Raw genomic sequence first — 24,620 nt, 5'->3', positions numbered from 1 at the left:
CGCCGCGATCGGGCGGGGCGGCCCGCTGTGGACCACCCTCGGCGTGCTCGCCGCCGTCGGCGGGGCGCTGACCGCCGCGTACCTGCTGCGGCTGCTGCGCCGGGTCACCCACGGCCCGGCCAGCCCGGCGGTCGGCCGGATCGGCCCCGGCCTCGCCGCCGCCGAGTGGACGGCCTGGGCCCCGCTGGTGCTGCTCGCCCTCGCCGTCGGCCTTGCCCCCACCCTCGTCCTCGGCGTCGCCGCCGACCCGGTGGCGGCCCTCGTGGGGGTGCTCAAATGAGTCTGGTGCAGAGCGTCGACAACGTGGCGCTGCTCCCGGCCTACCTGGCGGCCGGCACCGCCGTCCTGGTGCTGCTGGCCGACCTGCTGGTGGCCCGCGCCGCCGCGACGGTCGCCGTGGCCGCCGCCGGGGCGGTCGCCACCGGGCTGGGCAGCGCGGTCGTCGGGGCGGGCGGGCCGCGGTCCACCTTCTGCGTCGCGGCCGACTGCTCGTACGTCTACGGCGGCCGGGCCGCCCTCGTCGGGGCGCTGTTCGCGCTGCTCACCCTCGGGGTGCTGGCCCTGTCGGGGCCGGCGCTGCGCGCCGGGCGGTCGCCCGTCGGCGAATACTGCTTCCTGCTCGCCTGCTCGATGACCGGCGGCGTGGTGCTCGGCGCGGCCGGCGACCTGATCACCCTGATCGTGGCGCTGGAGACGCTGACCCTCCCGCTGTACGTGCTCGTCGGCCTGCGCCGGGGCAGCCTCGCCTCCGCCGAGGCGGCGGTCACGTTCTTCGTGGTGAGCGTGGTCGCCACCACCGTCACCCTGCTCGGCGCGGCCCTGCTCTACGCGGTCACCGGCGGCCTGCACCTCGACCGGGTCGGCGCGCTGCTCGCCGGGCGACCCGACCTGCTGGACGTGCCGCTGACCACGGCGGCGGTGGCGCTGGTGCTGCTCGGGCTGGCGTTCAAGGTGGCCGCCGTGCCGTTCCACGCGTGGGCCCCGGCCACCTACGACGGCGCGCCGCTGCCCGTGGCCGCCTACCTGTCGACCGCGTCGAAGCTGGGCGGCGTGGTGGCCCTGCTCGCGGTGGTGCAGCGGGCGCTGCCGGCCGAGGTGACCGGCCCGGTGCTGGCCGGGCTCGCCGTGCTCACCATGACCGTGGGCAACCTGGTGGCGCTGCGCCAGCGCCGCACGGTGCGGCTGCTCGCCTGGTCGTCGGTGGCCCAGGCCGGCTACATCTTGGCCCCGCTAGGCGCGCTCGCGCTGGCCGCCGGCCGCACCGCCGACGCCCGCGCCGCCGCGTACGCCGCCGCCGTGGCGTACACCGTGTTCTTCGTGGTCCTGGAGCTGGCCGCCTTCGCGGCGCTGGTGGCGCTGCGCCCGGCGGGAGCCGACGGCGGCAGCCTCGCCGACCTGCGCGGCGCGGCCCGGCGGCGGCCCTGGGTGGCGGGGGCGTTCGCGCTGGCCCTGGTCGGGCTGGCCGGGCTCCCGCCGGGGCTGGCCGGCCTGTTCGCCAAGGTGACCGTGGTGCGGGCGCTGCTGGACGGCGGCGCGGGCTGGCTGGCGCTAATGGTGGCGGTGAACGCGGTGATCGGCCTGGCCTACTACCTCCGCCTCGCCGCCACCCTCTACGCCCCGCCCGCCGAGACCGCCGGGGCTGGGGAGACCGCCGCGCCCGCCGAGGCCGGTGTGGCGGCCGGCGCTGGGGGCGCCGCCGGCACCCGGCCGGCCTGGGCGGTGCTCGGCACCCTCGCCGTGGCCACCCTGGTCGCCGTGGCCGTCGGCTTCGCCCCGCAGCTCGTGCTGGACCTCGCCGCCCGCTGAGCGGCCCCTGAACGGTCGCCGGGCCGGTGCCCCGACCTCAGTGTTTCCGCAGGTCGATCCCAGGCAACTCACAGCGTTGAGACGGATGGTTGGCGGGTACCGAGGTGTTGTACCGGTCAGCGGATCCCGCGCGGTCCGCGCACCGAAGGAGCGATCGTGCATCACAACCGTCTGAAGACCGCAGCGCTGCTCGGCCTGCTGACCTCGCTGATCCTCGCGGTCGGCTACTGGTTCGGTGGCAGCGGCGGGCTCGTCGTCGCCGTCGTCGTCTCGTTGGTGATGAACGGCGTGACCTACTTCTACTCCGACAAGCTCGCCCTGCGCTCGATGCGGGCGCAACCGGTCAGCGAGGCACAGTTCCCCGAGCTGTACCGGATGGTCCGCGAGCTGGCCACCGAGGCGCGGCAGCCGATGCCCAGGCTCTACGTCAGCCCCACCTCCCAGCCCAACGCGTTCGCCACGGGCCGCAACCCGGCCAACGCGGCGGTCTGCGTCACGCAGGGGATCACCGAGATCCTCGACTACCGGGAGCTGCGGGGCGTGATCGGGCACGAGCTGTCGCACGTCTACAACCGGGACATCCTCATCTCCAGCGTCGCCGCCGGCCTCGCCGGCATCATCACCATGCTGGCCAACATCGCCTGGTTCATCCCGCTCGGCGGCGGTGACGACGAGGACGCCCCCAACCCGATCGTGCTGCTGCTCACCCTGATCCTCGGCCCGCTCGCGGCCACCGTGATCCAGCTCGCGATCAGCCGCAGCCGCGAGTTCCAGGCCGACGAGTCGGGGGCCCGGCTCACCAGGGACCCGCTGGCCCTGGCCAGCGCCCTGCGGAAGATCCACCTGGGCACCCAGGCCCGGCCGCTGCCGGCCCAGGGGCAGCTCACCAGCACCGCCCACCTGATGATCGACAACCCGTTCAAGCGGGGCGGCGGCATCGCCGCGCTCTTCTCCACCCACCCCCGGATGGAGGAGCGGGTCGCCCGCCTGGAGCGGATGGCCGCCAGCGCCGGCCCCGTGCAGTTCCAGCGCTGACCCGTCCCGACCCCGATCCCGCCCGCGCCCGGTCCGACCGGGCGCGGGCGTTTCGTCTGGTACGCGGCGAGACGCGCACCATAACCAGTTCACGGCCGCCAGCCTGCGGCGTTAGGGTCGGGACGTTTCCGGCTCGTTACATGCTCTCGTCGCACCCTCTCGTTTGCACCCCCCTGGAGGTTCCCGTGGCCGCACTGCGCCAGTACCTCGGCGTATGGCGGATCCCCGGCGCGCCGATGCTGCTCGTCCTCGGCGTCATCGGCCGGCTCGGGATCGGCATGACGCCGCTGGCGCTGCTGCTCGTCGTGCAACAGGTCACCGGGCGCTACTCCCTCGCCGCCGTCGCCGGTGGCATCTACGCCCTCGCCGGTGCCGCGCTCAGCCCCGTCGCCGGCCGCGTCGCCGACCGGGTCGGCCCCACCCCCGTGCTGCTGGCGACCGCCGTCGCGCACCCGCTCGCCCTCGGCGGGCTGCTCTGGGCCAGCCGCGCCGACGGGGCCAGCATCGCCCTGATCTACCTCGCCGCCGGGGTGGCCGGTGCCACGTACCCGCCGCTGACCGCCGCGCTGCGCGGCGCCTGGAACGACCTCACCAGCCCCGCCACCGGCCGGTACCACCTGCGCAACACCGCCCTCGGCGCGGAGACCGCGCTCCTCGAAGTCGTCTTCGTGCTCGGCCCGCTGCTGGTGGCCGCGTTCGTCCTCATCGCCGACGCGGCAGCCGCCCTGGTCGGCGCGGCCGTGGTCACCCTCGTCGGCACCGTCGCCGTGGCGCTCGGCCGGGTCATGCGCGGCTGGCAGCCGCACCCGAAGGAGAACCACGCCCGGGGGCTCGGCCCGCTGCGCGTCGGCGGCTTCCCCGCCCTGCTGCTCTGCATCGCCGGCCTCGGCATCGCGTTCGGGGCCGCCGGGGTCATCGTGCCGGCGTTCGCCGGCAACCAGCCCACCGACGACCCGGAGAGCATGGCCGGCGTCCTGCTCGCGGTCTGGGGCCTCGGCAGCGCCGCCGCCGGCTTCTGGTTCGGCGTCCGCAAGCCCGCGGCCAACATGACCCGCCAGTTCGCCTGGCTGCTCGCCGCCGTCGCCGCCACCTTCGCCGTGTACGCGGTGATGCCCGGCCCGCTCGCCCTCGGCGTCGCGCTGGTCGTCGGCGGGGCCGCCATCGCCCCCGCGCTCACCCTGGAGAACACCCTCGTCGGGCGGATCGCCCCGGCCGGCATGCTCAACGAGGCGTACACCTGGGCGGTGACCATCATGGTCGCGTCCAGCGCCGCCGGAGGCGCGGTGGCAGGGCTGATCATCGACCACGCGGGCGGCGTGCCGTGGGCGTTCGTCTTCGCCGGGTCGGCCGTCGCCGTCGGGGCCGCCGTCGCCGCGCTGCCCGCCGGCCCCATCGCCCGCGCGGAAGCCACGGCGGTACGCGTCGAGCAGACCCTCGCCGCCTGAGCGTTCTGCTCGGCCGGTGCGTGGGGGCTGGTCAGCCGTTGCGCGGCGCGTACATGATGACGGCGACCCCGACCAGGCAGATGGCCGCGCCGACGACGTCGTAGCGGTCGGGCCGGAACTTGTCGACGACCATGCCCCACGCGAGCGACCCGGCGACGAACACCCCGCCGTAGGCGGCGAGGATGCGGCCGAAGTTCGCGTCGGGCTGGAACGTGGCGACGAAGCCGTAGAGCCCGAGCGCGACCACGCCGCCCGCGATCCAGAGCAGTCCCCGGTGCTCCCGCCAGCCCTGCCACACCAGCCAGGCCCCGCCGATCTCGGCGAGGGCGGCGAGCAGGAACAGCAGGATCGAGCGGGCGACCGTCATGCGTCAGACCGTAGCCGTAGGGCCCCTCGTCAGCGGTAGTTGGTGAACTGGAGGGCGATGCCGAAGTCCTCGCTCTTGAGCAGGGCGATGACGGCCTGGAGTTCGTCCTTCTTCTTGCCGGTGACCCGGAGCTGGTCGCCCTGGATCTGCGCCTGGACGCCCTTCGGGCCCTCGTCGCGGATCTTCTTGCTGATCGCCTTGGCCTTGTCCGAGTCGATGCCCTGGACCACCTTGGCGTCGATCTTGAAGATCTTGCCCGAGGGCCGCGGCTCGCCCGCGTCCAGGGACTTCAGCGAGATGTTCCGCTTGACCAGCTTCTCCTTCAGGACGTCCAGGGCGGCCCGGACCCGCTCCTCGGTCTCCGCCTGGAGGCTGATCGCCTCCTCACCCGACCAGGAGACCTCCGCGCCGGTGCCCCGGAAGTCGAACCGCGTCGAGAGCTCCTTCTCCGCCTGGCGGAGGGCGTTGTCGACCTCCTGCCGGTCGACCTTGCTCACGATGTCGAACGACGGGTTCGCTGCCATGCTGATGCTCCTGCTGTCCGGCGGTCAGTGCACGTACGCGCCGCCAACCAGCGGCACGACCCCCTGACGGTACCCGGTTGCGCTCGCCCCGGGAGCAACCGCTATCCTTGGCTCCGCTGCCACGCCACGGCGCGGCGGTGACGCCCTGGCGGGTTGCCCGAGCGGCCAATGGGAGCGGACTGTAAATCCGTCGCGAAAGCTACAGAGGTTCGAATCCTCTACCCGCCACCAGGTGTACAAAGAGGCCCCTGACCAGCGAGAACGCCGGTCAGGGGCCTCTTTCGTGAGTCCCACTCAGTCCCGCTCTTGCCCGCTCGATCTCGTTGGCTGTGTCACATGAGAACGTGGACGCTGTGCCCGGCCCACTCGGAGACCTGGGTAGCCGGCACCCCTGCATTGAGCCAGAGCGATACGGTGGCGTGCCCCAGGTCGTACGGCCGCCGGGCCAGTGGGGGGTGGGAGGCTCGCGCCGGAGATGATCACGATGGGGGTGCTGATCTCTGACATGACGGTGCCCATGGCGCTGCCCGCTCGGGCTGAGACTCAGGCGGACGATCCAGCGGTACGAGAGCGAGCCGAGCGCATCACGCGCCGGTCGGCAGACGGCATCATGACCAGGTGGCCGAGCTGGGCGACCGGCCTGATTCGCTCAACCACGGTAGAGGTGTGGATGCACCGAGGGGTCGCCCCTGTTCAAGCTCTACATCCTGAACGGGGAAGAGGTCTTCTACGGCTTCTATCCTGTCGTTGCGCGCACCGTCTCGGCCCATGGCGATCTACGACCTCATGGGCAAGGAGACGTACCGCTGTTCCACTACGCGGTGACCGACGACGACACGACTCACGGCACGCAGTTCATGGAAGCGTCCCGCCAGTGGTTCGACTCGGTGTGGTCGACCATCGCCTATTGGTACGACGGATGAGCGCCGATCTCGGCTGACTGCTCGGCGGGGTCGGCGGTGCTGTTCGACTTCGACGGACCGGTTTGCAGCATCTTCACCGGATACCCAGCGCCGCAGGCCGCGGCCGAACTGGTGGACGTCCTGCGGCGGCGCGGGGTCGACGTGCCGCCGGATCTCGCCAGCGAGCCGGACCCGCTCGAAGCGCTGCGCCGCACGTGCGCGGCCGGCGACCACGGTGTCACGCGGGCGATAGAGGACGCGCTCTGCGCGGCCGAGCGTCAAGCCGTACAGACTGCCGAGCCGACGCCTTACGGCCGGGAAGTCATCGTGGCGCCGGATGCCGGTGACGGCGGTCAGCAACAACTCAGCCGGCGCGGTGACGACCTACCTCGCGGCGCACTGGCTCGCCGGGTATGTATCTTCGGTGGTCGGCCGAGCCTACGCCGAATCCGCCTGTGTGAAGCCCAATCCTGAGCCGATTCTGCGTGCTGTCACGGCGCTTGGCGAGGCGCCTGTCCGCTGCGTCTCAGTTGGCGACTCCCTCTCTGATATCGAGGGCGCGCGTTCCGCAGGAGTCCGCGTGGTTGGGTTCGCGAATCGGCCCAGTAAGGTGTGCGTACTCCGGCTGCAGGGGCGGACACCGTAGTCACGGACATGGGCGAACTGGCTACCGCTCTAATGAGTTTGAGCTAGTCGGCCTGGTTTGTAGTCCCGACGGAACCTGCCTCTGCGGTTGCATTGGGATTCCGTCTAGTGAGTGTGCGCTTCGGCCGGGGATTCTCTGCTCCTGAGTCAACCGCAGTCAGGATCAGGTCGAACAGAAATGCCAGTCGCGAGAACTTCGCGACTGCAATAGCTAAGGCAGCCTCAAATACCCATTGTGAGCCGCGTGGAGTGGTCTTGGAATCAATAGCCATTGCGACGAGACAGAGGACGGCTGCCGTCAGAAGATACCGTGTGAGGTTGCGCCAGTTGCTGCGGATCTTTTCGCCGTGAGCCGACCGTAGAGCAGTGACCACCGGCCCTGACGAACTTCCGTAAGCCGCGATTGCGGTACCCGCAAAGCCGGCGATCAGCGACATCACTCCTGCGCCGGCCGAATAAATAGCCAACCGCTGAGATTGATCAGCCCAGTGCAAGACGTTGCCGTGCCCGAGTTTGTAGACCACAAAAGCGTGGCCGCCTACGAATAGGAGGCACAGGGCTAAATCAACGTTCGGGTGATCCGACCAGAACCCGCCGGGATGGCGGATAATCTCCCAAATGAGCTGCCGCCGGTTCGGGTAGTACCGAACGTTCACGCTCATCCTCGCCCCACCCCTCTGCGTCTTCAGGCAGCGTAGCGGTAGGGTACGACAACCTTGTCAGCGGTCCAGATCGTACAGGTCGGCCTTCAAGGCGTCGGCTGCCTGATTGATGGCCTGCACGGCAGACTTGATTCGAACTGAGCGGCCCTCTTCGTCCGTAACGTCGATGTATTTACGCTTCGTGATGCGGTTGTGGAGGAAGTCGACATCCTCCCGGTGCGGGTTGCCGTCATCGTCGTAAGTCACAATCTGGGCGACTGCGCGCTTGAAATCCTTACCAATCAGATCTTGTGCGGCGGAGGCGAGACGGTGGCGCTCTTCTTCGCGCCTTTCCGAGATTCTGCCCTTCACCTTAATTACTAGCTCGACCTCGACGTCGCCAAAGCCCGCCTGTAATAGGTGCTTGGCTCCGAAGAGCGAAGATCCCTCCGTCGCCGTTGCGTTATGGGAATCGAACTTAGCTCGAACTAAACTTGCTTCTGCGGCACCATTGATTTTGCTCACCACGTCTCTACTTAGGACGGGGCCGATCGTGATTGCCTCTTGAAACGATCCGAACCTGTTGAACCAAGTCGCCAAAGTTGATGCTCGCGGGGATGCTCCTGTCCCTAGGACAAAGCCGAAGCGGTTGGTTTCGGGCAGGAAGCTTATTACGGACACCTCTACCCATGGCTTGTTGGTGTCGGCCTCGGTGTCGAGGATCTCGCCGGTCTGCCGATCAAGCGATGAAACCGCTTCCTCTCGGGCGCGGGCAAAAACGAGATGGTAGGCGTCGTCATATGGATACACTTGCGCCCAGTGGATGATGTCTTTAATTTTCTGTTCGCGTCGCTCAAGCGGCGCTGCTGCGACCTCCGCCAGCACGTCCTGCCAATCCACGGTCTCGGTAAGGGGGTCGCCGTGCTCGTCGCGAACTTCGAAGAAGGACACCAGCTTCTTGCGCTTCTGGATAGCCACACTTGCCCCCTGATCCCGCTGCCCAGCTCCGGTATGACACTCGCTTTTAGCTTTCCTCATGTCAAGCATTCACACTCGCGTCGAACCTGGTTTAGTCGCCTTTACACCGCTTTGGTACGGTTTGGTGGGCGCGTGCTGTCGCTTTGCCGACCCGAGGAGCCGTCTGTACGCCGTAGCAAGTTCGGCGAGCTACCGAGCCGCAGTGGGGCGCGGCGATCAGCGAAGCGGGACGGGGTGGCACCGAAGGCGCTGATGGCGCGTATGGGCTCTCGACGTAGCCCGTCGCGGCGACTGACTCTTGTCGTGTCATATCTGTGTCCTAGGAGGGGGTCGGAAGTTCGTTTGTGTTGGTCAACGTGTCGGCTTTGGCGCTCTGTAGATCAGTCGCGAAGCTACAGAGGTTCGAATCCTCTACCCGTTACCAGGTGCGAGAACGGTCCCTGACCAGCAGGAATGCTGATCGGGGACCGTTGTTGTCGATCTAGCGAAGTCCGGCCGAGTCCTGCCGCTTGAGGTTGCTGCCATGGGTCGGCGAGGCGACGAGATCGGCGACCTTCGCGGACGAGGATCGTCTTGCTCTCCTCCGACATGCGGTCGGCGCATCATGCCTGCCATGAAGGTCTTCGCTGCCCTGGTTGCCGTGATCATTCACCTGTGGGTTCCGTTGTTGATTATCGTTGCTGTCGTGGCAGTGGCGGGGCTGCCGGCCATCACCTCAGGGGCCCGGTGGTGGGACGGTCAACTGCCAGTTCGGAGTGGAGCCCTACGAGAAGTCAAGCTTCAGGCGCAGGTGGACGGCTCGTTCTCCTTCGAGTCGGCGACGGCCTTTCCGAACGTGTACCTGAGCCTTGTTGGTTCTGGGGTGACGGCCTCCACCGATTCTGGCGGCGGGATCGTCAACTGTCAGTTCAACGCCAACGGTGGCGGCCACGAAAAGTTCTTGCTGAACGTGGCCAGCTAGCCGCAGCACCGGTTCTCCAGTCTGTGCCGCGCTGCCTGATCCTGGCTCCTTTGCTTTGACGATCACGCATCTCCGGGCCTGGCGGGGCCGGGTGACGGGGCATCCCGAGAGGAAGTCTCGTCACCCGGCCTGGTTGCACGCTCAGACGGCAGCCTGGTCAGCGTCCGTCCGATGCGGCCGACGGAGAGTGCGTCTCGCATGCGTGTCAGTCGGGTGTTGGCTGTCGAAGATTGCCTGCTGTTCGTGGCTTTCTGCTGAGGGTGATCCCGGCGAGCACCAGAACGATGCCGACCACGACGGCGGCTGTGATGGCTTCCCGAAGGAACAGCCAGCCGAAGGCGATGGCGACGATGGGCAGCAGGTAGGTGACGACGGATGCGGCGGTCGGTCCTTCGTCGTCGATGATCCGGTAGTTCAGGACGTAGGCCGCGCCGGTGCCGAGGACGCCGAGCACCAGCAGGCTGGCAACAGCGTCGATCCGCCAGGTTGGCGTTTCCAGGCCGGCGAACGGCATTGCGATGGCCAGCAGCACTGTCGCTGCACCGAGTTGGCTTGCCGACAGCATGAGAGGCGGAATGCCGCGACCGGTCAGAAAGCGGCCCATGTAGACGTAGCCGACGCCGTAACTTGCGGCTGCGGCGAGGCATGCAAGCCCGCCCCGGCTCGCGATCTCGCCTGCGGACTCCCAGGGCGAGAAGATGACCACCACCCCGAGGAATCCGAGGACGATGCCGGCTGCCTTCTTCGTGGTGACGGCCCAGTCGACGCCGACGAGGAACGCCAGTAGCAGGGTCCATAGCGGGGTAGTCGCGTTGAGCACTCCGGCCACGTTCGACCCGACCGTCTCTTCTCCGATGCCGAACAGCACGTACGGCACGGCGTTGGCGACCAGGGCGGCGGCGAACAGGTGTGCCCAGGTGCGTCCCTGCCGGGGGAAGCGCAGACCGCGCGACAGGGCGATGGGTGCCAGGACCGCGAAGCCGAGCAGGAGTCGCCCGAAGACGATCTGTACGGGGTTGAAGCCGCGTAGCGCGAGCTTGATCCATAGGAAGCTGGAACCCCACAGCAGAGCCAGGGCAGCCACCCGGACGAGTCCAGCCCGGCTGACGCCCTGGTGGTCAGTCGTCAACGGGCATTTCGTAGTCCAGGCCGTTCACGTCAGCGCGCAGGACGAACCGCGTCACCTCGAAGGCCCGCCCGTTGCCGTCGATGCTGGTGTGCAGCACCTCGATTACTGGCACGCCCGGCGGCATCGCGAGGCCCCTTGACTCCTCCGGTGTCGGCATACGTGAGCTGACCTCTTCCCGGATGCGGGCGATGGGGTAGCCGAGATCTTCGAACCGCTGGTAGATGCTTCCCCGGCCGAGCTTCTTCTCGGTTGCCAGGGGTGACCCCGCGACGATCGCAGTGGGGATGAAGGTCACCCCGACCTGCACGGGCTCGTCGTCCGCGAAGTACCAGTTCTCGCGGCGGACGACGTCCTGGCCGGTGCTCAGCCCGAGCCGGTCAGCTACGTCGGCCGGCGGCGGCACGACGGTGACCGATCGACACTCGGTGTGCGGTGTGCGTCCCTGCTGCTGCACCTCGATGCGGAACGGCGACAGCCCGGTTTCGTCCCGTGCCTGGCGGGAGTACCTGTCCCGGCCCATCCGCACGAGTGGACGGCGCTGACGCACGAAGACGCCTCGGCCGTGCTGGGCGACGGCAAGGCCCTCGGCTTGCAGGATGCCCAACGCCTCGCGGGCTGTGTTGCGGGCGGTGGCGTACTGGGAGGCCAGCTCGCGCTCCGAGGGCAGCCGGTCGCCCTCCGCGAGATCGCCTCCTGTGATCGCGGCCCGTAGGTCATCGGCGATGCGGCGGCTCGGGGGTCGTCGCTCTTCCTGATCGCTCATCAGATCACCTGCTTCTCGATGTGGCTCCAGGCTAGCGCAACTGGCTCAAGCCAGCTATTGACAGCTGGGTCACCCTCACGCAATCTGGCTTAAGCCAGTTGCGATCCGGCTGGGCAGTTGTCCGCAGACGTCGGTGGAGACCGACGCGACAAGGAGGCAGGGGCATGGTCCGAACACGATCAAGCTTCCGATCCGATCGACGGCGTCCTTCCGCAGGCTGTGCGGTGCCCAGGTGTGAAGCCGGTAGTGGGCTTCGACGAGCGTGGGCAGGACTGTGGGCGTTCTCGCCTGCGAGCACCTCCGACCTGCCCAGGAATCGGGAGTGCTCGTGATCTCCGGAGTCTTGTCGATTGTGTTCGGTGGGCTGGTGCCGGGCTTCCTGCTCGGGTTGCTCGCGTTCCGTGTCAAGTCCCGCTGGTGCCCGCGCTGCGGCGAGTTCACCCTGGCCATGCCGCCGGGGGAGCAGGACAGATGAGCGACCGCGGCGAGGTGCCGATCGGGCGGCGGATGGCGGAGCTGCGGGCCCGCCGGGGCATGAGTCAGCAGGTCTTCGCCGACCGGATCGGCAAGTCGAAGAGCTGGGTCGACAAGGTCGAACGAGGCGTACGCACCCTCGACCGGCTCTCCGTCATCGAGACCGTGGCCGCCGCCCTCGGCGTCACCCCGACCATCCTGCTCACCGGCAGGCCCCGCCGGGAAGGCGTCACCGACATCGACGCCGCCGTGGAACGCATCCGCGCGGCGCTGGCCCGCCACGACCCACCCGGGGCCGACGCCGACAGCCCCACCGCGCGGCAGCTCGACGACCGGGCCGGTCACGCCTGGGCCGCGTACCGCAACGGCCACCACGCCCAGGTCCTGCGCGCCCTGCCCGACCTGCTCGCCGCCACCCGGCACACCGGCCGCGCCGAGCCGGCGGCCGACCCGCCCGTCCGCGTCTACCGGCTGACCGCCCAGACGCTGGTCAAGCTCGGCCAGCCCCACCTCGCCTGGCTGGCCGCCGACCGTGCCATGACCGCCGCGACCGGCGACCCCCACCGCACCGCGCTCGCCGCCGTATCCCTCGCCCAGGCCCTGCGCGCCCTGCACCGGGGCCGCCTCGCCCAGGCCGCCGCGCTCACCGCCGTACACCAGCTTGACCCGGCGGCGCACGACGGCCCGCCGGACCCGGGCCTCGCCGGGACGCTGCTGCTCGAAGCCGCCCTCGCCGCCGCAAGCTACCGCGACGCCGCCACCGCCCACGACCTCACCGAGCGCGCCGCCCACCTCGCCGCCGCGCACGACGGCCACCGTCAGGGTGACGGCGACGGCATCGCCTTCGGCTCCGCCGCCGTCACCCTCGCTCGCGCCCTGGTCGCCACCCGGCTCGGCGACCACCACCAGGCCGTGACAATCCATCGGTACGCCACCAGCGGCGACGGCTGGCCCATGCTTCCCGCCGAGCACCGCGCCGCACACCTCATCGACATCGCCCGCGCCCACCTCGACCTCGGCGACCCGCGGGCCGCCGGCCGCGCCCTGATCGCCGCCGACCAGATCGCCCCCGCCGAGGCTCGCACCCGCCCCGCCGCACGCGCCGCCCTCACCGCAGTCGTCCGCACCGGACTCACCGCCGCCGACGTCGCCCGCCTCGCCGCCACCATCGGCCTCACCCGGCAGTAGGCATCCGCCCGATCGTGCCGCGCTGCCGTCGCGCCGCCGGCCCCGCGCCCCGTGGTCCTGCGCCCCTGCGCCCTGCGGTCCTGCCCGACGGTGCTGCCGGCTCCGGCACCGCCCGACGGTCGGCCACGAGGATCGTCCGCCGTGTGCCGGCATCCGGTTCGCCATGTCGCGCCGGTGACGAGCGAGCGACCAAGGTGTTGCCAACCGGGAACGAGTGGGGTCGGGGTGGCGCTTCGGGAGTGCGGCCGGGCGTCGTGAGTGATGTCGTATCTGACTCAGCTCCCTATGCGCGGCAGAAGCCGCCCGCCGGGGCAATGGCAATGGGCGGCGACTCCGCCCATTCCGGGGAAATCGAATGGGCGCGCGGCATCGCGCCGCCTAGCCTCGCGAAGATGGGCGATCCTGACGGGCGCGCCTTGGTCGAGCGCGGATACGACGCGTTGTCATACCACTACCGAGCGGACGATGCCGGGGACGGCCAATACGCTCCGTGGCTCGCCGCTTTGCACCGACGCCTGCCGGGTGCGGCGGCGGTTCTCGATCTCGGCTGCGGCTGCGGCTGCGGCGTGCCGGCCGCCCGCTTCCTCGCCGCCGCCTGATGCCCACCGGGACCTTCCGCCGCGCCGACGCCACCCGCGTCGACCTGCCCTCATCCACCTGCCCCTGCCCGAGCAGCCCCGCCTCGTCGGGCGCATCTTCACCTGGCTGCGCCCGGGCGGCTGGCTGCTGGCCACCGTCGGCGACAGCGCCTGGACGGGCACCGAGGACAACTGGCTCGGCGGTCCCGCCGCCATGTGGTGGAGCCATGCCGACGCGTCGACCTACCGCTCCTGGCTGCGGGACGCCGGGCTGCTGGTCACCGCCGAGGAGTTCGTGCCCGAGGGGACGGGCGGGCACGCCCTCTTCTGGGCCCGCCGACCCCCAGCCTGACCAGGTCATCGGGCCCGTCGCGGCCATGTCGGGCAGGTGGCGGTATCCCGGCCGCCGGACACCCCCATGTCGCCGACATGGCGGGCCCAGCCCCGCCCAGCGCGGGTTCGGGACGAAGGTCCCTTTCGATATCTCGTCGTCTGTGGTGTGCTGTTTCCCGATGCGTGGCGCCAGGGGGCTGGAGCATGCATTCAATGAATTTCCATGATTGGCGCGCTAGGTCCGAGTGTTCGCCAAATGAAGGACCGCGTGGAACGCGGGAACGCAGGGGTATCACCCCGCCAGGCAGGGCGTCCTGCCGATCGGTCGGACTTGTTGCCGTCCAGGCGGAGCCAGGCCACCGAGGGCTTTGTTGCCCTCAGTGCGTGTGGCACCATCATGGAATCTTCACGCCCCCCGTGCTGCCCGTTTCGTGACAGGAGCCCCACAGATGCCTACTCAAAAGCTGGGTCGGCTGCTCGGCATGACCCTGATGCTGTTCGCGCTCGCCTCCGGGGTCGCCTCGGTCGCCTCTGTCGCCGGTGCCCCGGCCTCAGCTTCGGGCGGCCTGGTGAACCTCGAGTTCGAGTGGAACTAGGTTCTTCGCAGTTCGTGTGACACCGCCGTCGCCCGGCCACCCACCGGGCGGCGGCGGTAGCGGCGAGACACGGGCCAGGCATCGGCGCGGAGTTCACTCTCGGTGACAACAAGGGAGCAGGATGACGAGCCGAGCGGCAGCCGTGCGACGACGCGGGACTGACCTGGCCTGGCTGATCACCGGGCCGCTGGCGTTCCTGGCGGTCATCTGCTGCCTGCTGATCGCGCTGGTCACCGACGACAAGAAGGACGCCTACGGCGAGTGGGGCCTGGGCCTGCTGCTGCTCACCGCCCTGGTCGCCGCCCACCTGCCGGTGCTGAGCTTCATCGTCCGGCGGCAGACGCTCTCCGCCACGATCACCGAGATCCCGCTGGTCCTGGCGCTCTATTATCTTCCGCCGCTGACCCTGGTGCTGGTGGCCACCCTGGCGGCCCTGATCGCCCAGCTCCGGCGGCGGCTCGGCCCGGCCAAGTTCGCGTTCAACGTCGCCCGGTCCGCCGCGGCGACGTCCCTCGCCGGCCTGGTCCTGCTGGCGTTGCCCCCGATCCGGGGGGTGGGCCCCGGCACGTGGGGCATCCTCTTCGCGGCGGTCAGCACCGTCACCCTGGTCACCCTCGCCGCCGTGGTCGGCGTGATCACCCTGCTCCAGGGCTGGCAGGCCGGGCTGGAGGTGGTCCGGACGTCCACCGTGCCGCTGCTCGCGGCGGCGGTGAACGCGACCGTCGGCCTGATCATCCTGCTCGCGTTGAAGGCCACCTACTGGTCGCTGCTGCTGCTCGCCGCGCTCGCCCTCACGGTGGCGCTGGTCTACCGGGCGTACGCCCAGTTCCTCCGCCAGCACCGCACGCTGGCCGACATCTACGACCTGACCCGGGCGATGACCCGCAGCGGCCAGGACGGCACGCTGCCGGACGCGCTGCTCGGCCGGGTCCGCGCCCTCATGCAGGCCGAGTACGCGACGCTGTGGCTGCCCGCGCAGGGCCGGCACCCGGAGGTGCTGCTGACCGCCCGGATCGACGGGCGGGGCCTGCTCGACTTCTCGAAGATCCCGGCGTCGGTGCGGGAACAGGTCGTGCAGCAGCGGCAGACCGTCGCGCTCGGCGCCCGGCTCGGCGGGGACCGCGTGCAGTTGGCCATGCTCCGGGCGGCGTCGACGAAGGACGCGATCGTCGTGCCGCTGCGCTCCGGCGAGGCGGTAATCGGCACGCTGGAGGTGGTCAACCGGCTCAGCGACGTCGGCCACTTCACCCCGTCGGACGTGCCGGTGATCGAAACGGTCGCCGCGCACGCGGCGGTGGCCCTGGAGAATTCCCGGCTGGTCGACCGGCTGCGCCACGACGCCTACCACGACACGCTGACCAAGCTGCCCAACCGGCGGCGGATCAGCGCGGCGCTCGACGAGGCCGTGAGCATCCGGGCCCCCGGCGAGGTGGTGGCCGTCCTGCTGTTCGACGTGGACGGGCTGCGTCAGGTCAACGAGTCGCTCGGCCACGCGGCCGGCGACCAGGTGCTCGCCGAGGTAGCCGTGCGGCTGCGCGACTCCGCGCCCTCCTCGGCGCTGGTCGGCCGGGCCGGCGGCGACGAGTTCCTGGTGACGCTGCGGCTGGAGAACGCCGAGGCGGCGCTGGAGCTGGCCGCCCGGCTGCGCGAGGAGATCCGCGCCGAGATGGTCTTCGACGCGTTCACGCTGGACGTCGACACGGCCGTCGGCGTGGCCGTGCACCCCGACCACGGCAGCGACGCCGCGACCCTGCTGCAACGGGTCGACCTGGCCGCGATGGCGGCGAAGTCCATGCCGGGCAGCATCCAGTTGTTCAATCCGGCACTGGAGTCGCGGTCGCTGCGCCGCCTCGGCCTCGCGGGCGACCTGCGCAAGGCCCTCGACGACGGCGCGCTGGAGGTCTACTTCCAGCCGAAGGTGACGCTGCGGGACCGCCGCCTGGTCGGGGTGGAGTGCCTGGCCCGCTGGGAGCACCCGGCGCACGGCGAGGTCGCCCCGGAGGACTTCGTGGCCGTGGCGGAGCACACCGGCCAGCTCGGCCGGCTCACCGAGGTGGTGCTGCGGGAGGGGCTGCGGCGCAGCCGGGACTGGGCGCACGCCGAGCAGCCGCTCGCCGTCGCGGTCAACCTCTCCGCGCGTACGCTCACCGACCGGCACTTCCCCGACCGCGTGCGCGAGCTGCTCGCCGAGTACGACGTGCCCCCGCAGCGGCTCACCTTCGAGATCCGCGAGGCCGGGGTGCTCGACGGCACCGACCGCCCGATCCCGACGCTGCGCCGGCTGCGCGACCTCGGGGTGCGGCTGTCGGTGGACGACTTCGGCACCGGCTCGTCCTCGCTGGCCTACCTGCGCCGGCTGCCCGTGCACGAGGTGAAGGTCGACCGCTCCTTCGTGCAGGGCATGGCGACCGACCCGGGGGACCTGGCCATCGTCAACGCCGTGGTGACCCTCTCCCAGCAGTTCGGCCTCGCGGTGGTGGCCGAGGGGGTGGAGAGCGAGCTGACCCTGGAGCTGCTGCAGGACATCGGCTGCGAGATCGGGCAGGGCTTCCTGTTCAGCCGGCCGCTGCCGTACGAGCGGCTGGAGGCGTGGTTCGGGGCCCAGTTGGAGTCCGAGGCGCTCGTCACCCCGGACGTCCGGCGGCTGCGCATCGTCCCCTGATTCCGCCCCGAAGACGGCGCTGAGCTGGGGGAACGTTGCGACGCGCGAGGGTGGGGGGATCCGATTTCACCTCCGGCGCGGGGCCGTGTACTCTTACCTCTGCGCGGCCACCGAGTGATCGCGCAGGCCCCCTTAGCTCAGTCGGCAGAGCGTCTCCATGGTAAGGAGAAGGTCTACGGTTCGATTCCGTAAGGGGGCTCAAAGGGTCCGGCTGGACCCGCCACGGCGGTGTAGCTCAGATGGCAGAGCAAGCGGCTCATAATCGCTGTGTCGCCGGTTCAAGTCCGGCCACCGCTACTCTCGTCCTCCGGGCCAGCTTCCGGTGGTCGGTGGGATGGGCGCCATAGGCGCCCACTTTGCATGTCCGCGTCGCCAGCGCGTAGGCTGAGGCGCTGTAGTTGTTGTCCGTTAGCGAGGAAGGCACTCCGCCGTGGCGAAGGCTACCGATGTCCGGCCGAAGATCACTTTGGCGTGTGTGGAGTGCAAGGAGCGCAACTACATCACGCGCAAGAACCGCCGCAACGACCCGGACCGCATCGAGCTGAAGAAGTTCTGCCCCCGGGACGGCAAGCACACGGTCCACCGCGAGACCCGCTGACCGTCGCCGGCGCACGCCGGCCAGCACGACACCCGATCGCCGATCCGGAGCGAGCGCAAGGCCACCCGGCCGACCGTCCGCCCCCGGGTCGGCCTTCGTGCTTCCCGTGTAGGTTCTCGGGCATGTCCCTGGACCCGTCCTACGTCGGCCGGACCTATCCGCCGACCGCCCCCTACCAGGTGGGCCGTGAAAAGATCCGCGAGTTCGCCACGGCGATCGGCGCCGCCGACCCGGCGCACCACGACCCGGAGGCCGCCCGTGCGCTCGGGCACCCGGACGTGGTCGCTCCGCCGACCTTCCCCGTGGTGATCACGATGGCCGCCACCCAGCAGATCGTCGACGACCCGGCCCTCGGGGTCGACTACAGCCGGGTGGTCCACGGCGACCAGCGGTTCGCCTACACCCGGCCGGTGGTGGCCGGCGACGAGCTGGTCTGCGTGAACACCATCGAGGACATCACCAGCCGCGGCGGGCACGACTTCCTGACCACCCGCACCGACGTGAGCACGGCCGCCGGCGAGTCGGTGGTCGCCGTCTGGTCCAAGCTTGTCGTACGCGGGGAGGCCTGACATGGAGCTGCCCACCCAGACCTTCCGGGTCACCCGGGCCGACCTGGTCCGCTACGCGGGCGCGTCGGGCGACTTCAACCCGATCCACTGGAGCGACCGCGTCGCCACCGGGGTCGGCCTGCCCGGGGTGATCGCGCACGGCATGTTCACCATGGCCCTGGTGGGCCGGGCGGTGGCCGAGTGGGCCGGCGCGCCCGACGCGGTGGTCGACTACGGGGTCCGGTTCGCCCGTCCGGTGGTCGTCCCCGACGACGACGCCGGCACCGAGATCGAGGTGACCGCGAAGGTCCGCGAGGGCGCGGGGGAGGGCCTGACCAGGCTCGACATCACCGCGACGTGCCGGGGCGAGAAGGTGCTCTCGCAGGCCCGGGCGGTGATCCGGACGCCCCGCTGAGAAGGTCGCGCCACGCGCGGGGGCAGACCGGTTGGGAAAGTCGGGTCCGTACCCGTACACTGGTCCGCCGTGGGGCAAGTGACCCCGCCCGGTGCTTCATGGCCGGGTCGGGCGAGCGTTGCCGCACAGGGGTGTAGCTCAATTGGCAGAGCAGCGGTCTCCAAAACCGCAGGCTGCAGGTTCAAGTCCTGTCACCCCTGCGCCTCAGGCCTGACCGTTCCCGTGGGTCGCGCCGCCAACCGGCGGCGTCCGGCCCGTGGTGGTGGCATCGGCGGGGTGGGTTCCGAGGCATCGGGGCCCGTCCGTCGATCCGCCGGCCGCGGCCCGTCGCGGGACGGTTGGTCCGGCCGGCGTGACCAGCGCCGCGCACGCCGCACCGGTGTGCGACCCGATTCCCGCGACGGAGGGCGAAGTGGCCGAGAACAAGCGGCGCAGCGAGGACGCCGGCGACGACGACCGTCTGAACGACGAGGTCGCCGACGACGTGGCCGCCGACGACGACGCCTCCGACGCGGACGAGCCGGTATCCCGCGGTGGCACGGCCACCCGGGCGCGGGCCAAGGCCGAGTCGGCCGACGAGAGGAAGACCCGCAAGGACACCGAGCGGATCGGGCTGTTCGCCCGCATCGCGCGGTTCTTCCGCGAGGTCGTGGCCGAACTGCGTAAGGTCATCTGGCCGACCCGCAAGGAGCTGCTGACCTACACCGCGGTGGTGGTCACCTTCGTCGCCGTGATGCTGACGATCGTGGCCGGCCTGGACTACGCCTTCGCGAAGGGCGTGCTGTGGGTCTTCGGAAACCCCAGCTGACCGGCTGATCAAGCCGATAGTTACGGAAGTGAGCGAGCGTGCCTGAGTACGACGAGACCGCCGAGACCACGGACGAGCAGTCCGCGGTGGCGACGGCGGCCAACGATGAGTCGGTCGAGGCCGCCAGCGAGCCGGACTTTCCGACCACCGAGCCCGCCCCGGACGAGGAGTACGACCCGGTCGCGGAGCTGCGCCAGAAGCTGCGCTACGCGCCGGGCGACTGGTACGTGGTGCACTCGTACGCCGGCTACGAGAACAAGGTCAAGACCAACCTCGAGACCCGGATCACGTCCCTCGACATGGAGGACTACATCTACCAGGTCGAGGTGCCGACCCGGGAAGAGGTCGAGGTCAAGAACGGCAAGCGGTCCCAGATCCAGGCCAAGGTCTTCCCGGGCTACATCCTGGTCCGGATGGAGCTGACCGCCGAGTCCTACTCCTGCGTGCGGAACACCCCGGGGGTCACCGGCTTCGTGGGGGCGACCGACCGGGCCGACCGGCCCGCGCCGCTGAGCCTCGACGAGGTCCTCAAGTGGCTGGCCCCGGCGGTCGAGACCGAGCAGAAGAAGGCCAAGCCCGAGATCAAGGTCCTCGACTTCGAGGTGGGCGACTCGGTCACCGTCACCGACGGCGCGTTCGCCTCGCTGCCGGCGACGATCAGCGAGATCAACGCCGACCAGCAGAAGCTCAAGGTGCTGGTGTCGATCTTCGGCCGGGAGACGCCGGTCGAGCTGAACTTCAACCAGGTCACCAAGATCTGACGTTCCGTCTCGCCGGCGGTGGGCAGCGGCCCGCCGCCGGCGAGGCCGTTTCCGCCCCCGTGCCGGCCTCGGCGGACCTCGCCGCATCCGGGGGCGGAGCCTTGCGCTAACCTAGAACGTCGGCCGTCGCATCGCGCTGACCGTGCGCGCCCCCGGCCGGCACCTTTCCCAGTTCCAAGCCCCAGGAAGAGACATGCCTCCGAAGAAGAAGCTCGTCAAGACGTTCACGCTTCAGCTGAAGGCGGGCCAGGCGACCCCGGCGCCGCCGGTCGGCCCCGCGCTCGGCCAGCACGGCGTCAACATCATGGAGTTCTGCAAGACCTACAACGCGCAGACCGAGGCTCAGCGGGGCGACATCGTCCCCGCCGAGATCAGCGTCTACGAGGACCGCAGCTTCACCTTCGTCCTGAAGACCCCGCCCGCCGCCCAGCTGCTGATCAAGGCCGCCGGCGTGCAGAAGGGCTCGGGCAACCCGCACAAGGAGAAGGTCGGCTCCGTCACCCGCGCCCAGCTGCGGGAGATCGCCGAGAAGAAGATGGTCGACCTCAACGCCAACGACCTCGACCAGGCTGAGAAGATCATCGCCGGCACCGCCCGGTCGATGGGCCTGACCGTCGGCGACTGACCTCGCCTCACCGCCTCACCCGATCAGTTCGTGGGAGGGCACGCGGAGCGCCGCGGCCCGCCATAGACCACAGGAGTAAGCAGAGATGCAGCGCAGCAAGACCTACCGCAAGGCCGCCGAGGTCATCGACCGGTCGAAGCTCTACACGCCGGCCGAGGCGGTCAAGATCGCCAAGGACACCACCAGCACCAAGTTCGACGCCACGGTCGAGGTCGCCATGCGCCTCGGCGTCGACCCCCGCAAGGCGGACCAGATGGTCCGCGGCGTGGTCAACCTGCCGCACGGCACCGGTAAGACCGCCCGCGTGATCGTCTTCGCCGCCGGCGCGAAGGCCGAGGAGGCCGTCGCCGCGGGTGCGGACGAGGTGGGCACCGACGAGCTCGTCGCCCGGATCCAGGGCGGCTGGCTCGACTTCGACGCGGCGATCGCCACGCCGGACCAGATGGCCAAGATCGGCCGGATCGCGCGGATCCTGGGCCCGCGCGGCCTGATGCCGAACCCGAAGACCGGCACGGTGACCATGGACGTCACCAAGGCCGTCTCGGACATCAAGGGCGGCAAGATCACCTTCCGGGTGGACAAGCACTCCAACCTCCACCTGATCATCGGCAAGGCCTCGTTCTCCGAGACCCAGCTGATCGACAACTACGCGGCGGTCCTCGACGAGGTGCTGCGGGCCAAGCCTTCGGCGGCCAAGGGCAAGTACCTCAAGAAGGTCACCCTCACCACCACGATGGGCCCGGGCGTGCCGGTCGACCCCAACCTGATCAAGAACCTCCAGGAGGGCGTCGAGGCCTGAGCACCACCGCCTCGCCGGGGCCCCGCCACGACTCGTGGCGGGGCCCCGTCCGTCTGTCCGGTGTGGCAGGCTCACGCCATGCGCTGGGAGGACGTCGGGCTCCGTTACCACCGGCGCGGTCCGTGGGTGCTGCGGCAGGTCGACCTGCGGCTGGGCGCCGGCGAGGCCGCGGTGGTGCTCGGCCGCAACGGCGTCGGCAAGTCCACGCTGCTCCAGCTCGCGGCCGGGGTGCTCCGGCCGTCCCGGGGCCGCGTCGTCGACCGGCCCCGGCACGTCGGCTGGGTCCCGGAGCGGTTCCCCGCCGACCAGCCGTTCACCGTGGGCCGCTACCTCGCCGGCATGGCCCGCGTCGCCGGGCTGGGCGGTGCCGAGGCCGGCGACGCCGTGCGGCGGTGGACCGAGCGGCTGGGCCTGGGCCCGTTCCACGGGGTGCGGCTGCCCGAGCTGTCCAAGGGCACCGCCCAGAAGGTGGGCCTGGCCCAGGCGATGCTCCGCCGGCCCGGCCTGCTCATCCTCGACGAGCCCTGGGAGGGCCTCGACGCCGCCGCCCGCGACCTGGTCCCCGCCCTGATCGACGAAGTGCTGGCCGCCGGCGGGTCGGTGCTGGTCAGCGACCACCGGGGCGAGACGGCCCGGCTGCCGGGCGCGGCCCGCTGGACGGTCGCCGACGGCACCGTCACCGCGCAGGCCCCGACCGACGCGTCGCCGGGGGCGCTCGTCGTGGTCGAGGTGGCGGTCCCGGCCGCGCGCGCCGCGGGTGCCGTGGCCCGGCTCCGCGCCGACGGTCACCACGTCCTTCGCGTACGCGCCGACCCCGCCCCGCCCGACGCCCCCGCGCCCGCCGGAGGGCCACCCGACCCCGCCCCCGACCCCGGGGCGGGCGGGCAGGTGCCCCGGTGACCGCGCTCGTGCGGCTGCGGCTGGCCGGCTTCCTGCGTACCGGACGGGCGGTCGCCCCGCTGCTGGCCGGCCTGCTCGCCCTCGGCGTCCTCTACGGCGGCGGCCGGGCCCAGCCGGCGGAGGCCTACGGCGTGTCGGCGGTGGTGCTCTTCCCGGTGCTGGCGTGGCAGACCAAGCTCCTGCTCGACGTCGAGCCGGACGTGCAGCGCCGGCTGGCCCTGGTGCTCGCCGGCGCCGCCCGGGAGTGGGCCGCCGGGCTGCTCGCGGCGCTGGTGGCCGGGCTCGGCACGGTCGCCGTCGCGCTGGTCTTCCCCTGGCTGGTGGGCGGGGTGACCGGCCAGGCGGAGCCGGGCGGCCCGTCGGTGGCCGCCGGGGTGGCCCTCGGCGTCTGGGCGCACCTGCTCGCCCTGCCCGCCGCGGTGGCGTTGGGCGCGCTGGCCAGCCGGGCGGTGACGGGCAGCGCCGGTTACGGGGTGGCGGTGCTGGCGCTCGGCGCGGTCGGCTCGTTGGTGCTCGGCCTGTCGGCCTCGGTGGCGCCCTGGCTCGCTCCTCCGGTGCTGCCGGTCGCCCGGGCCACGGCGGCCGGCCCGTCCCCCGCCTCGGTGGGTCTGCTCACCGCGTGGGCCGTCGCCTGGAGCGCGACGGCGCTCGCCGGGTACGCCTGGCGGCGGCGCGCCCGCGCCTGAGGGGTACGGGCGGCGGGGGAGTGACGGGGCGCACCCGGGGGCGATTTGGTGCTCACGGGGCGTGTCGCGTAACCTTGCGGCGAAGTACCACCCAGAGACCGCTGGTCACCGTGCCTAGGCACGGTCGAAGGTCCCGATCCGACGGGCGACCCGCGCAGGGCGGCAAGCGAAACTCGGCTGTGTTCCCGTGGTCCGCCGACTGCGGCGCGACCGGCCGGCCCTCGCCCCGTGCGCCCTGCGCCGGGGCTTTTCTCGTTGTCGTGGCCCTCCGGTACCGGGAGGCCCACCGGCCTCCTGGTGGATCAGCCTGGAGCAACGAGAGAGGAGGGACATGGCGGACAAGCCGATCCGGGCCGACAAGGCCACGGCAGTCGCTGAGATGACCGACAGCTTCCGCAACGCGGGAGCTACGGTGCTGACCGAGTACCGTGGTCTGACGGTTTCCCAGCTCACCCAGCTGCGGCGCTCGCTCGGCAAGGAGACCACCTACACGGTCGCGAAGAACACGCTGGCGAAGCGTGCCGCGGCCGACGCGGGCATCTCCGGCCTCGACGAGCTGTTCACCGGTCCTACCGCGCTGACTTTCGTTTCGGGCGACGTCGTCGAGGCGGCGAAGGGGCTTCGCGACTTCGCGAAGGCCAACCCGAAGCTCGTCATCAAGGGCGGCGTCTTCGAGGGCAAGGCCATTTCCGCGGCCGAGGTCACGAAGCTCGCCGACCTGGAGTCCCGCGAGGTGCTGCTGGCCAAGCTGGCCGGCGCGATGAAGGGCAACCTGAGCAAGGCCGCGGCCCTGTTCCAGGCTCCGCTCTCCAAGGCCGCCCGCGCGGCGGCCGCCCTGGCGGACAAGAAGCGCGAGCAGGAGGGCGCCGAGGCGGCCTGAGGCCGCGTCCGGCGCACCCACGTTCTTAGACAACCGTTAGAAAGGACGCCAGCCATGGCGAAGCTCAGCACCGACGAGCTGCTCGACGCGTTCAAGGAGATGACGCTGATCGAGCTCTCCGAGTTCGTGAAGCAGTTCGAGGAGACCTTCGAGGTCACCGCGGCCGCCCCGGTCGCGGTCGCCGCCGCCGGTGGTGCCGGTGGCGCCGCCGCCGCTCCGGCCGAGGAGGAGAAGGACGAGTTCGACGTCGTCCTCGAGGCCGACGGTGGCAAGAAGATCCAGGTCATCAAGGTCGTGCGCGAGCTGACCGGCCTGGGCCTCAAGGAGGCCAAGGACGCGGTCGAGGCCGCGCCGAAGGCCATCCTCGAGAAGGTCAACAAGGAGACCGCCGAGAAGGCCAAGGCCAAGCTCGAGGGCGAGGGCGCCAAGGTCACCCTCAAGTAATTGAGGTTGGACTCAGGCGTGCGCCCGGCTCGCCTCACGTGAGCCAGGGCACATCGCGTCGCGGCGGGGGGGGGGTGCCCCCCCCCCCGCCGTGTTCGTGTCGTGACTCCCTGACAGCGTCGTGAGCAG

The 24,620-nt window shown here is 70.8% G+C and carries 27 protein-coding genes, 4 tRNA genes and 3 pseudogenes; 28 read left to right on the top strand and 6 right to left on the bottom strand.

The genetic code is table 11. The features are described 5' to 3' along the window. From LPA42_RS24770 to LPA42_RS24755, 4 genes and pseudogenes are all read left to right on the top strand, one after another. Positions 1–280: pseudogene (locus tag LPA42_RS24770) on the top strand (NADH-quinone oxidoreductase subunit M); the annotation flags it as partial. After that, entirely contained in the window at positions 277–1,806 is a 1,530-nt protein-coding gene (locus tag LPA42_RS24765) for an NADH-quinone oxidoreductase subunit N (RefSeq protein ID WP_077938273.1), read from the top strand. The pseudogene LPA42_RS24770 and the gene LPA42_RS24765, both read left to right, overlap by 4 nt. A 156-nt stretch (positions 1,807–1,962) precedes the next feature. Then, positions 1,963–2,841 carry a zinc metalloprotease HtpX gene (gene htpX / locus LPA42_RS24760; RefSeq protein ID WP_077938274.1) on the top strand — a complete coding sequence of 293 codons (879 nt, stop codon included), beginning with the start codon at positions 1,963–1,965 and terminating at the stop codon, positions 2,839–2,841. A 185-nt stretch (positions 2,842–3,026) separates the two neighbouring features. Beyond that, positions 3,027–4,286, top strand: coding sequence for an MFS transporter (locus tag LPA42_RS24755; protein WP_077938275.1), 1,260 nt, complete (start codon positions 3,027–3,029; stop codon positions 4,284–4,286). A 31-nt stretch (positions 4,287–4,317) separates the two neighbouring features. Here LPA42_RS24755 and LPA42_RS24750 read toward each other — a convergent pair whose 3' ends face one another. Beyond that, positions 4,318–4,653 (bottom strand): YnfA family protein, encoded by a 336-nt coding sequence (locus LPA42_RS24750; RefSeq protein WP_077938276.1) that lies wholly within the window; start codon positions 4,651–4,653, stop codon positions 4,318–4,320. Between the two features lie 29 nt (positions 4,654–4,682). Continuing rightward, entirely contained in the window at positions 4,683–5,177 is a 495-nt protein-coding gene (locus LPA42_RS24745) for a YajQ family cyclic di-GMP-binding protein (RefSeq protein ID WP_043965453.1), read from the bottom strand. Between the two features lie 147 nt (positions 5,178–5,324). Here LPA42_RS24745 and LPA42_RS24740 point away from each other — a divergent pair. From LPA42_RS24740 to LPA42_RS24730, 3 genes and pseudogenes are all read left to right on the top strand, one after another. Beyond that, positions 5,325–5,408 (top strand) — tRNA-Tyr (locus LPA42_RS24740). A 226-nt stretch (positions 5,409–5,634) separates the two neighbouring features. Further along, positions 5,635–6,100 (top strand): annotated as a pseudogene (locus LPA42_RS24735) (GntR family transcriptional regulator); the annotation flags it as partial. Positions 6,101–6,117: 17 nt separating this feature from the next. Further along, positions 6,118–6,772 (top strand): annotated as a pseudogene (locus LPA42_RS24730) (HAD family hydrolase). On the opposite strand, the gene LPA42_RS24725 reads toward LPA42_RS24730, so the two are convergent. Together LPA42_RS24725 and LPA42_RS24720 are read right to left on the bottom strand one after the other, a co-directional pair. Beyond that, on the bottom strand, positions 6,769–7,380 hold the full coding sequence (locus LPA42_RS24725; protein WP_158229433.1) for a hypothetical protein: 612 nt from the start codon (positions 7,378–7,380) through the stop codon (positions 6,769–6,771). The pseudogene LPA42_RS24730 and the gene LPA42_RS24725 overlap by 4 nt on opposite strands. Before the next feature lie 63 nt (positions 7,381–7,443). Continuing rightward, positions 7,444–8,343 (bottom strand): hypothetical protein, encoded by a 900-nt coding sequence (locus LPA42_RS24720; RefSeq protein ID WP_077938277.1) that lies wholly within the window; start codon positions 8,341–8,343, stop codon positions 7,444–7,446. A gap of 613 nt (positions 8,344–8,956) precedes the next feature. Between LPA42_RS24720 and LPA42_RS24715 the strand changes: the two genes are divergently transcribed. Beyond that, entirely contained in the window at positions 8,957–9,304 is a 348-nt protein-coding gene (locus LPA42_RS24715) for a hypothetical protein (protein ID WP_077938278.1), read from the top strand. 205 nt (positions 9,305–9,509) lie between these two features. Here LPA42_RS24715 and LPA42_RS24710 read toward each other — a convergent pair whose 3' ends face one another. Further along, positions 9,510–10,433 (bottom strand): DMT family transporter, encoded by a 924-nt coding sequence (locus LPA42_RS24710; protein ID WP_077938279.1) that lies wholly within the window; start codon positions 10,431–10,433, stop codon positions 9,510–9,512. Then, on the bottom strand, positions 10,423–11,196 hold the full coding sequence (locus tag LPA42_RS24705) for a GntR family transcriptional regulator (RefSeq protein ID WP_077938280.1): 774 nt from the start codon (positions 11,194–11,196) through the stop codon (positions 10,423–10,425). The genes LPA42_RS24710 and LPA42_RS24705 overlap by 11 nt, the downstream gene beginning before the upstream one ends. A 328-nt stretch (positions 11,197–11,524) precedes the next feature. Here LPA42_RS24705 and LPA42_RS24700 point away from each other — a divergent pair, with 328 nt between their 5' ends. From LPA42_RS24700 to rplL, 20 genes are all read left to right on the top strand, one after another. After that, positions 11,525–11,671: a hypothetical protein gene (locus LPA42_RS24700; protein WP_228986894.1), complete on the top strand. Its 147-nt coding sequence runs from the start codon at positions 11,525–11,527 to the stop codon at positions 11,669–11,671. After that, on the top strand, positions 11,668–12,858 hold the full coding sequence (locus LPA42_RS34010) for a helix-turn-helix domain-containing protein (protein ID WP_077938282.1): 1,191 nt from the start codon (positions 11,668–11,670) through the stop codon (positions 12,856–12,858). The genes LPA42_RS24700 and LPA42_RS34010 overlap by 4 nt, the downstream gene beginning before the upstream one ends. Before the next feature lie 320 nt (positions 12,859–13,178). Then, positions 13,179–13,457, top strand: a complete 279-nt coding sequence (locus LPA42_RS24690; protein ID WP_228986893.1) for a hypothetical protein — start codon at positions 13,179–13,181, stop codon at positions 13,455–13,457. Further along, positions 13,381–13,788, top strand: a complete 408-nt coding sequence (locus tag LPA42_RS24685) for a hypothetical protein (RefSeq protein ID WP_198956617.1) — start codon at positions 13,381–13,383, stop codon at positions 13,786–13,788. The genes LPA42_RS24690 and LPA42_RS24685 overlap by 77 nt, the downstream gene beginning before the upstream one ends. A gap of 430 nt (positions 13,789–14,218) precedes the next feature. Further along, positions 14,219–14,365 (top strand): hypothetical protein, encoded by a 147-nt coding sequence (locus LPA42_RS24680; RefSeq protein WP_158229434.1) that lies wholly within the window; start codon positions 14,219–14,221, stop codon positions 14,363–14,365. 121 nt (positions 14,366–14,486) lie between these two features. After that, positions 14,487–17,027 carry a bifunctional diguanylate cyclase/phosphodiesterase gene (locus LPA42_RS24675; protein ID WP_077938283.1) on the top strand — a complete coding sequence of 847 codons (2,541 nt, stop codon included), beginning with the start codon at positions 14,487–14,489 and terminating at the stop codon, positions 17,025–17,027. Positions 17,028–17,153: 126 nt separating this feature from the next. Continuing rightward, positions 17,154–17,226 (top strand) — tRNA-Thr (locus LPA42_RS24670). A 25-nt stretch (positions 17,227–17,251) separates the two neighbouring features. Continuing rightward, positions 17,252–17,324: transfer RNA gene (locus tag LPA42_RS24665), tRNA-Met, on the top strand. 133 nt (positions 17,325–17,457) lie between these two features. Further along, positions 17,458–17,625 (top strand): 50S ribosomal protein L33, encoded by a 168-nt coding sequence (gene rpmG, locus LPA42_RS24660; RefSeq protein ID WP_013288652.1) that lies wholly within the window; start codon positions 17,458–17,460, stop codon positions 17,623–17,625. A 122-nt stretch (positions 17,626–17,747) separates the two neighbouring features. Further along, the gene (locus LPA42_RS24655; RefSeq protein WP_077938284.1) at positions 17,748–18,194 is read left to right on the top strand and encodes a MaoC family dehydratase N-terminal domain-containing protein; all 447 of its coding nucleotides are present in this window, start codon (positions 17,748–17,750) and stop codon (positions 18,192–18,194) included. A 1-nt stretch (position 18,195) separates the two neighbouring features. Continuing rightward, entirely contained in the window at positions 18,196–18,588 is a 393-nt protein-coding gene (locus tag LPA42_RS24650) for a MaoC family dehydratase (protein WP_077938285.1), read from the top strand. Positions 18,589–18,715: 127 nt separating this feature from the next. After that, positions 18,716–18,788, top strand: a tRNA-Trp gene (locus LPA42_RS24645). Between the two features lie 212 nt (positions 18,789–19,000). Next, positions 19,001–19,396 carry a preprotein translocase subunit SecE gene (gene secE, locus LPA42_RS24640; protein WP_077938286.1) on the top strand — a complete coding sequence of 132 codons (396 nt, stop codon included), beginning with the start codon at positions 19,001–19,003 and terminating at the stop codon, positions 19,394–19,396. 38 nt (positions 19,397–19,434) lie between these two features. Then, entirely contained in the window at positions 19,435–20,157 is a 723-nt protein-coding gene (gene nusG / locus LPA42_RS24635; protein WP_077938287.1) for a transcription termination/antitermination protein NusG, read from the top strand. 193 nt (positions 20,158–20,350) lie between these two features. After that, positions 20,351–20,782, top strand: coding sequence for a 50S ribosomal protein L11 (rplK, locus tag LPA42_RS24630; protein ID WP_043965477.1), 432 nt, complete (start codon positions 20,351–20,353; stop codon positions 20,780–20,782). An 85-nt stretch (positions 20,783–20,867) separates the two neighbouring features. Next, positions 20,868–21,581, top strand: a complete 714-nt coding sequence (gene rplA, locus LPA42_RS24625) for a 50S ribosomal protein L1 (RefSeq protein ID WP_043965479.1) — start codon at positions 20,868–20,870, stop codon at positions 21,579–21,581. A 78-nt stretch (positions 21,582–21,659) separates the two neighbouring features. Next, positions 21,660–22,481: an ATP-binding cassette domain-containing protein gene (locus LPA42_RS24620; protein WP_228986892.1), complete on the top strand. Its 822-nt coding sequence runs from the start codon at positions 21,660–21,662 to the stop codon at positions 22,479–22,481. Further along, a complete protein-coding gene (locus tag LPA42_RS24615; protein WP_077938293.1) occupies positions 22,478–23,167 on the top strand; it encodes a hypothetical protein in 690 nt (229 codons plus the stop codon). The genes LPA42_RS24620 and LPA42_RS24615 overlap by 4 nt, the downstream gene beginning before the upstream one ends. A 331-nt stretch (positions 23,168–23,498) precedes the next feature. Next, positions 23,499–24,047, top strand: a complete 549-nt coding sequence (gene rplJ, locus LPA42_RS24610; protein ID WP_074472513.1) for a 50S ribosomal protein L10 — start codon at positions 23,499–23,501, stop codon at positions 24,045–24,047. Between the two features lie 54 nt (positions 24,048–24,101). Then, positions 24,102–24,491: a 50S ribosomal protein L7/L12 gene (rplL, locus tag LPA42_RS24605; protein ID WP_077938294.1), complete on the top strand. Its 390-nt coding sequence runs from the start codon at positions 24,102–24,104 to the stop codon at positions 24,489–24,491. Positions 24,492–24,620 lie beyond the last annotated feature (129 nt).

This window comes from Micromonospora sp. DH13 (assembly GCF_020873825.1).
GTDB classification, from domain to species: Bacteria; Actinomycetota; Actinomycetes; order Mycobacteriales; family Micromonosporaceae; genus Micromonospora; species Micromonospora haikouensis.
Note: the sequence above shows the minus strand (reverse complement) of the source record. Positions and strands in the feature narration are given on the sequence as shown.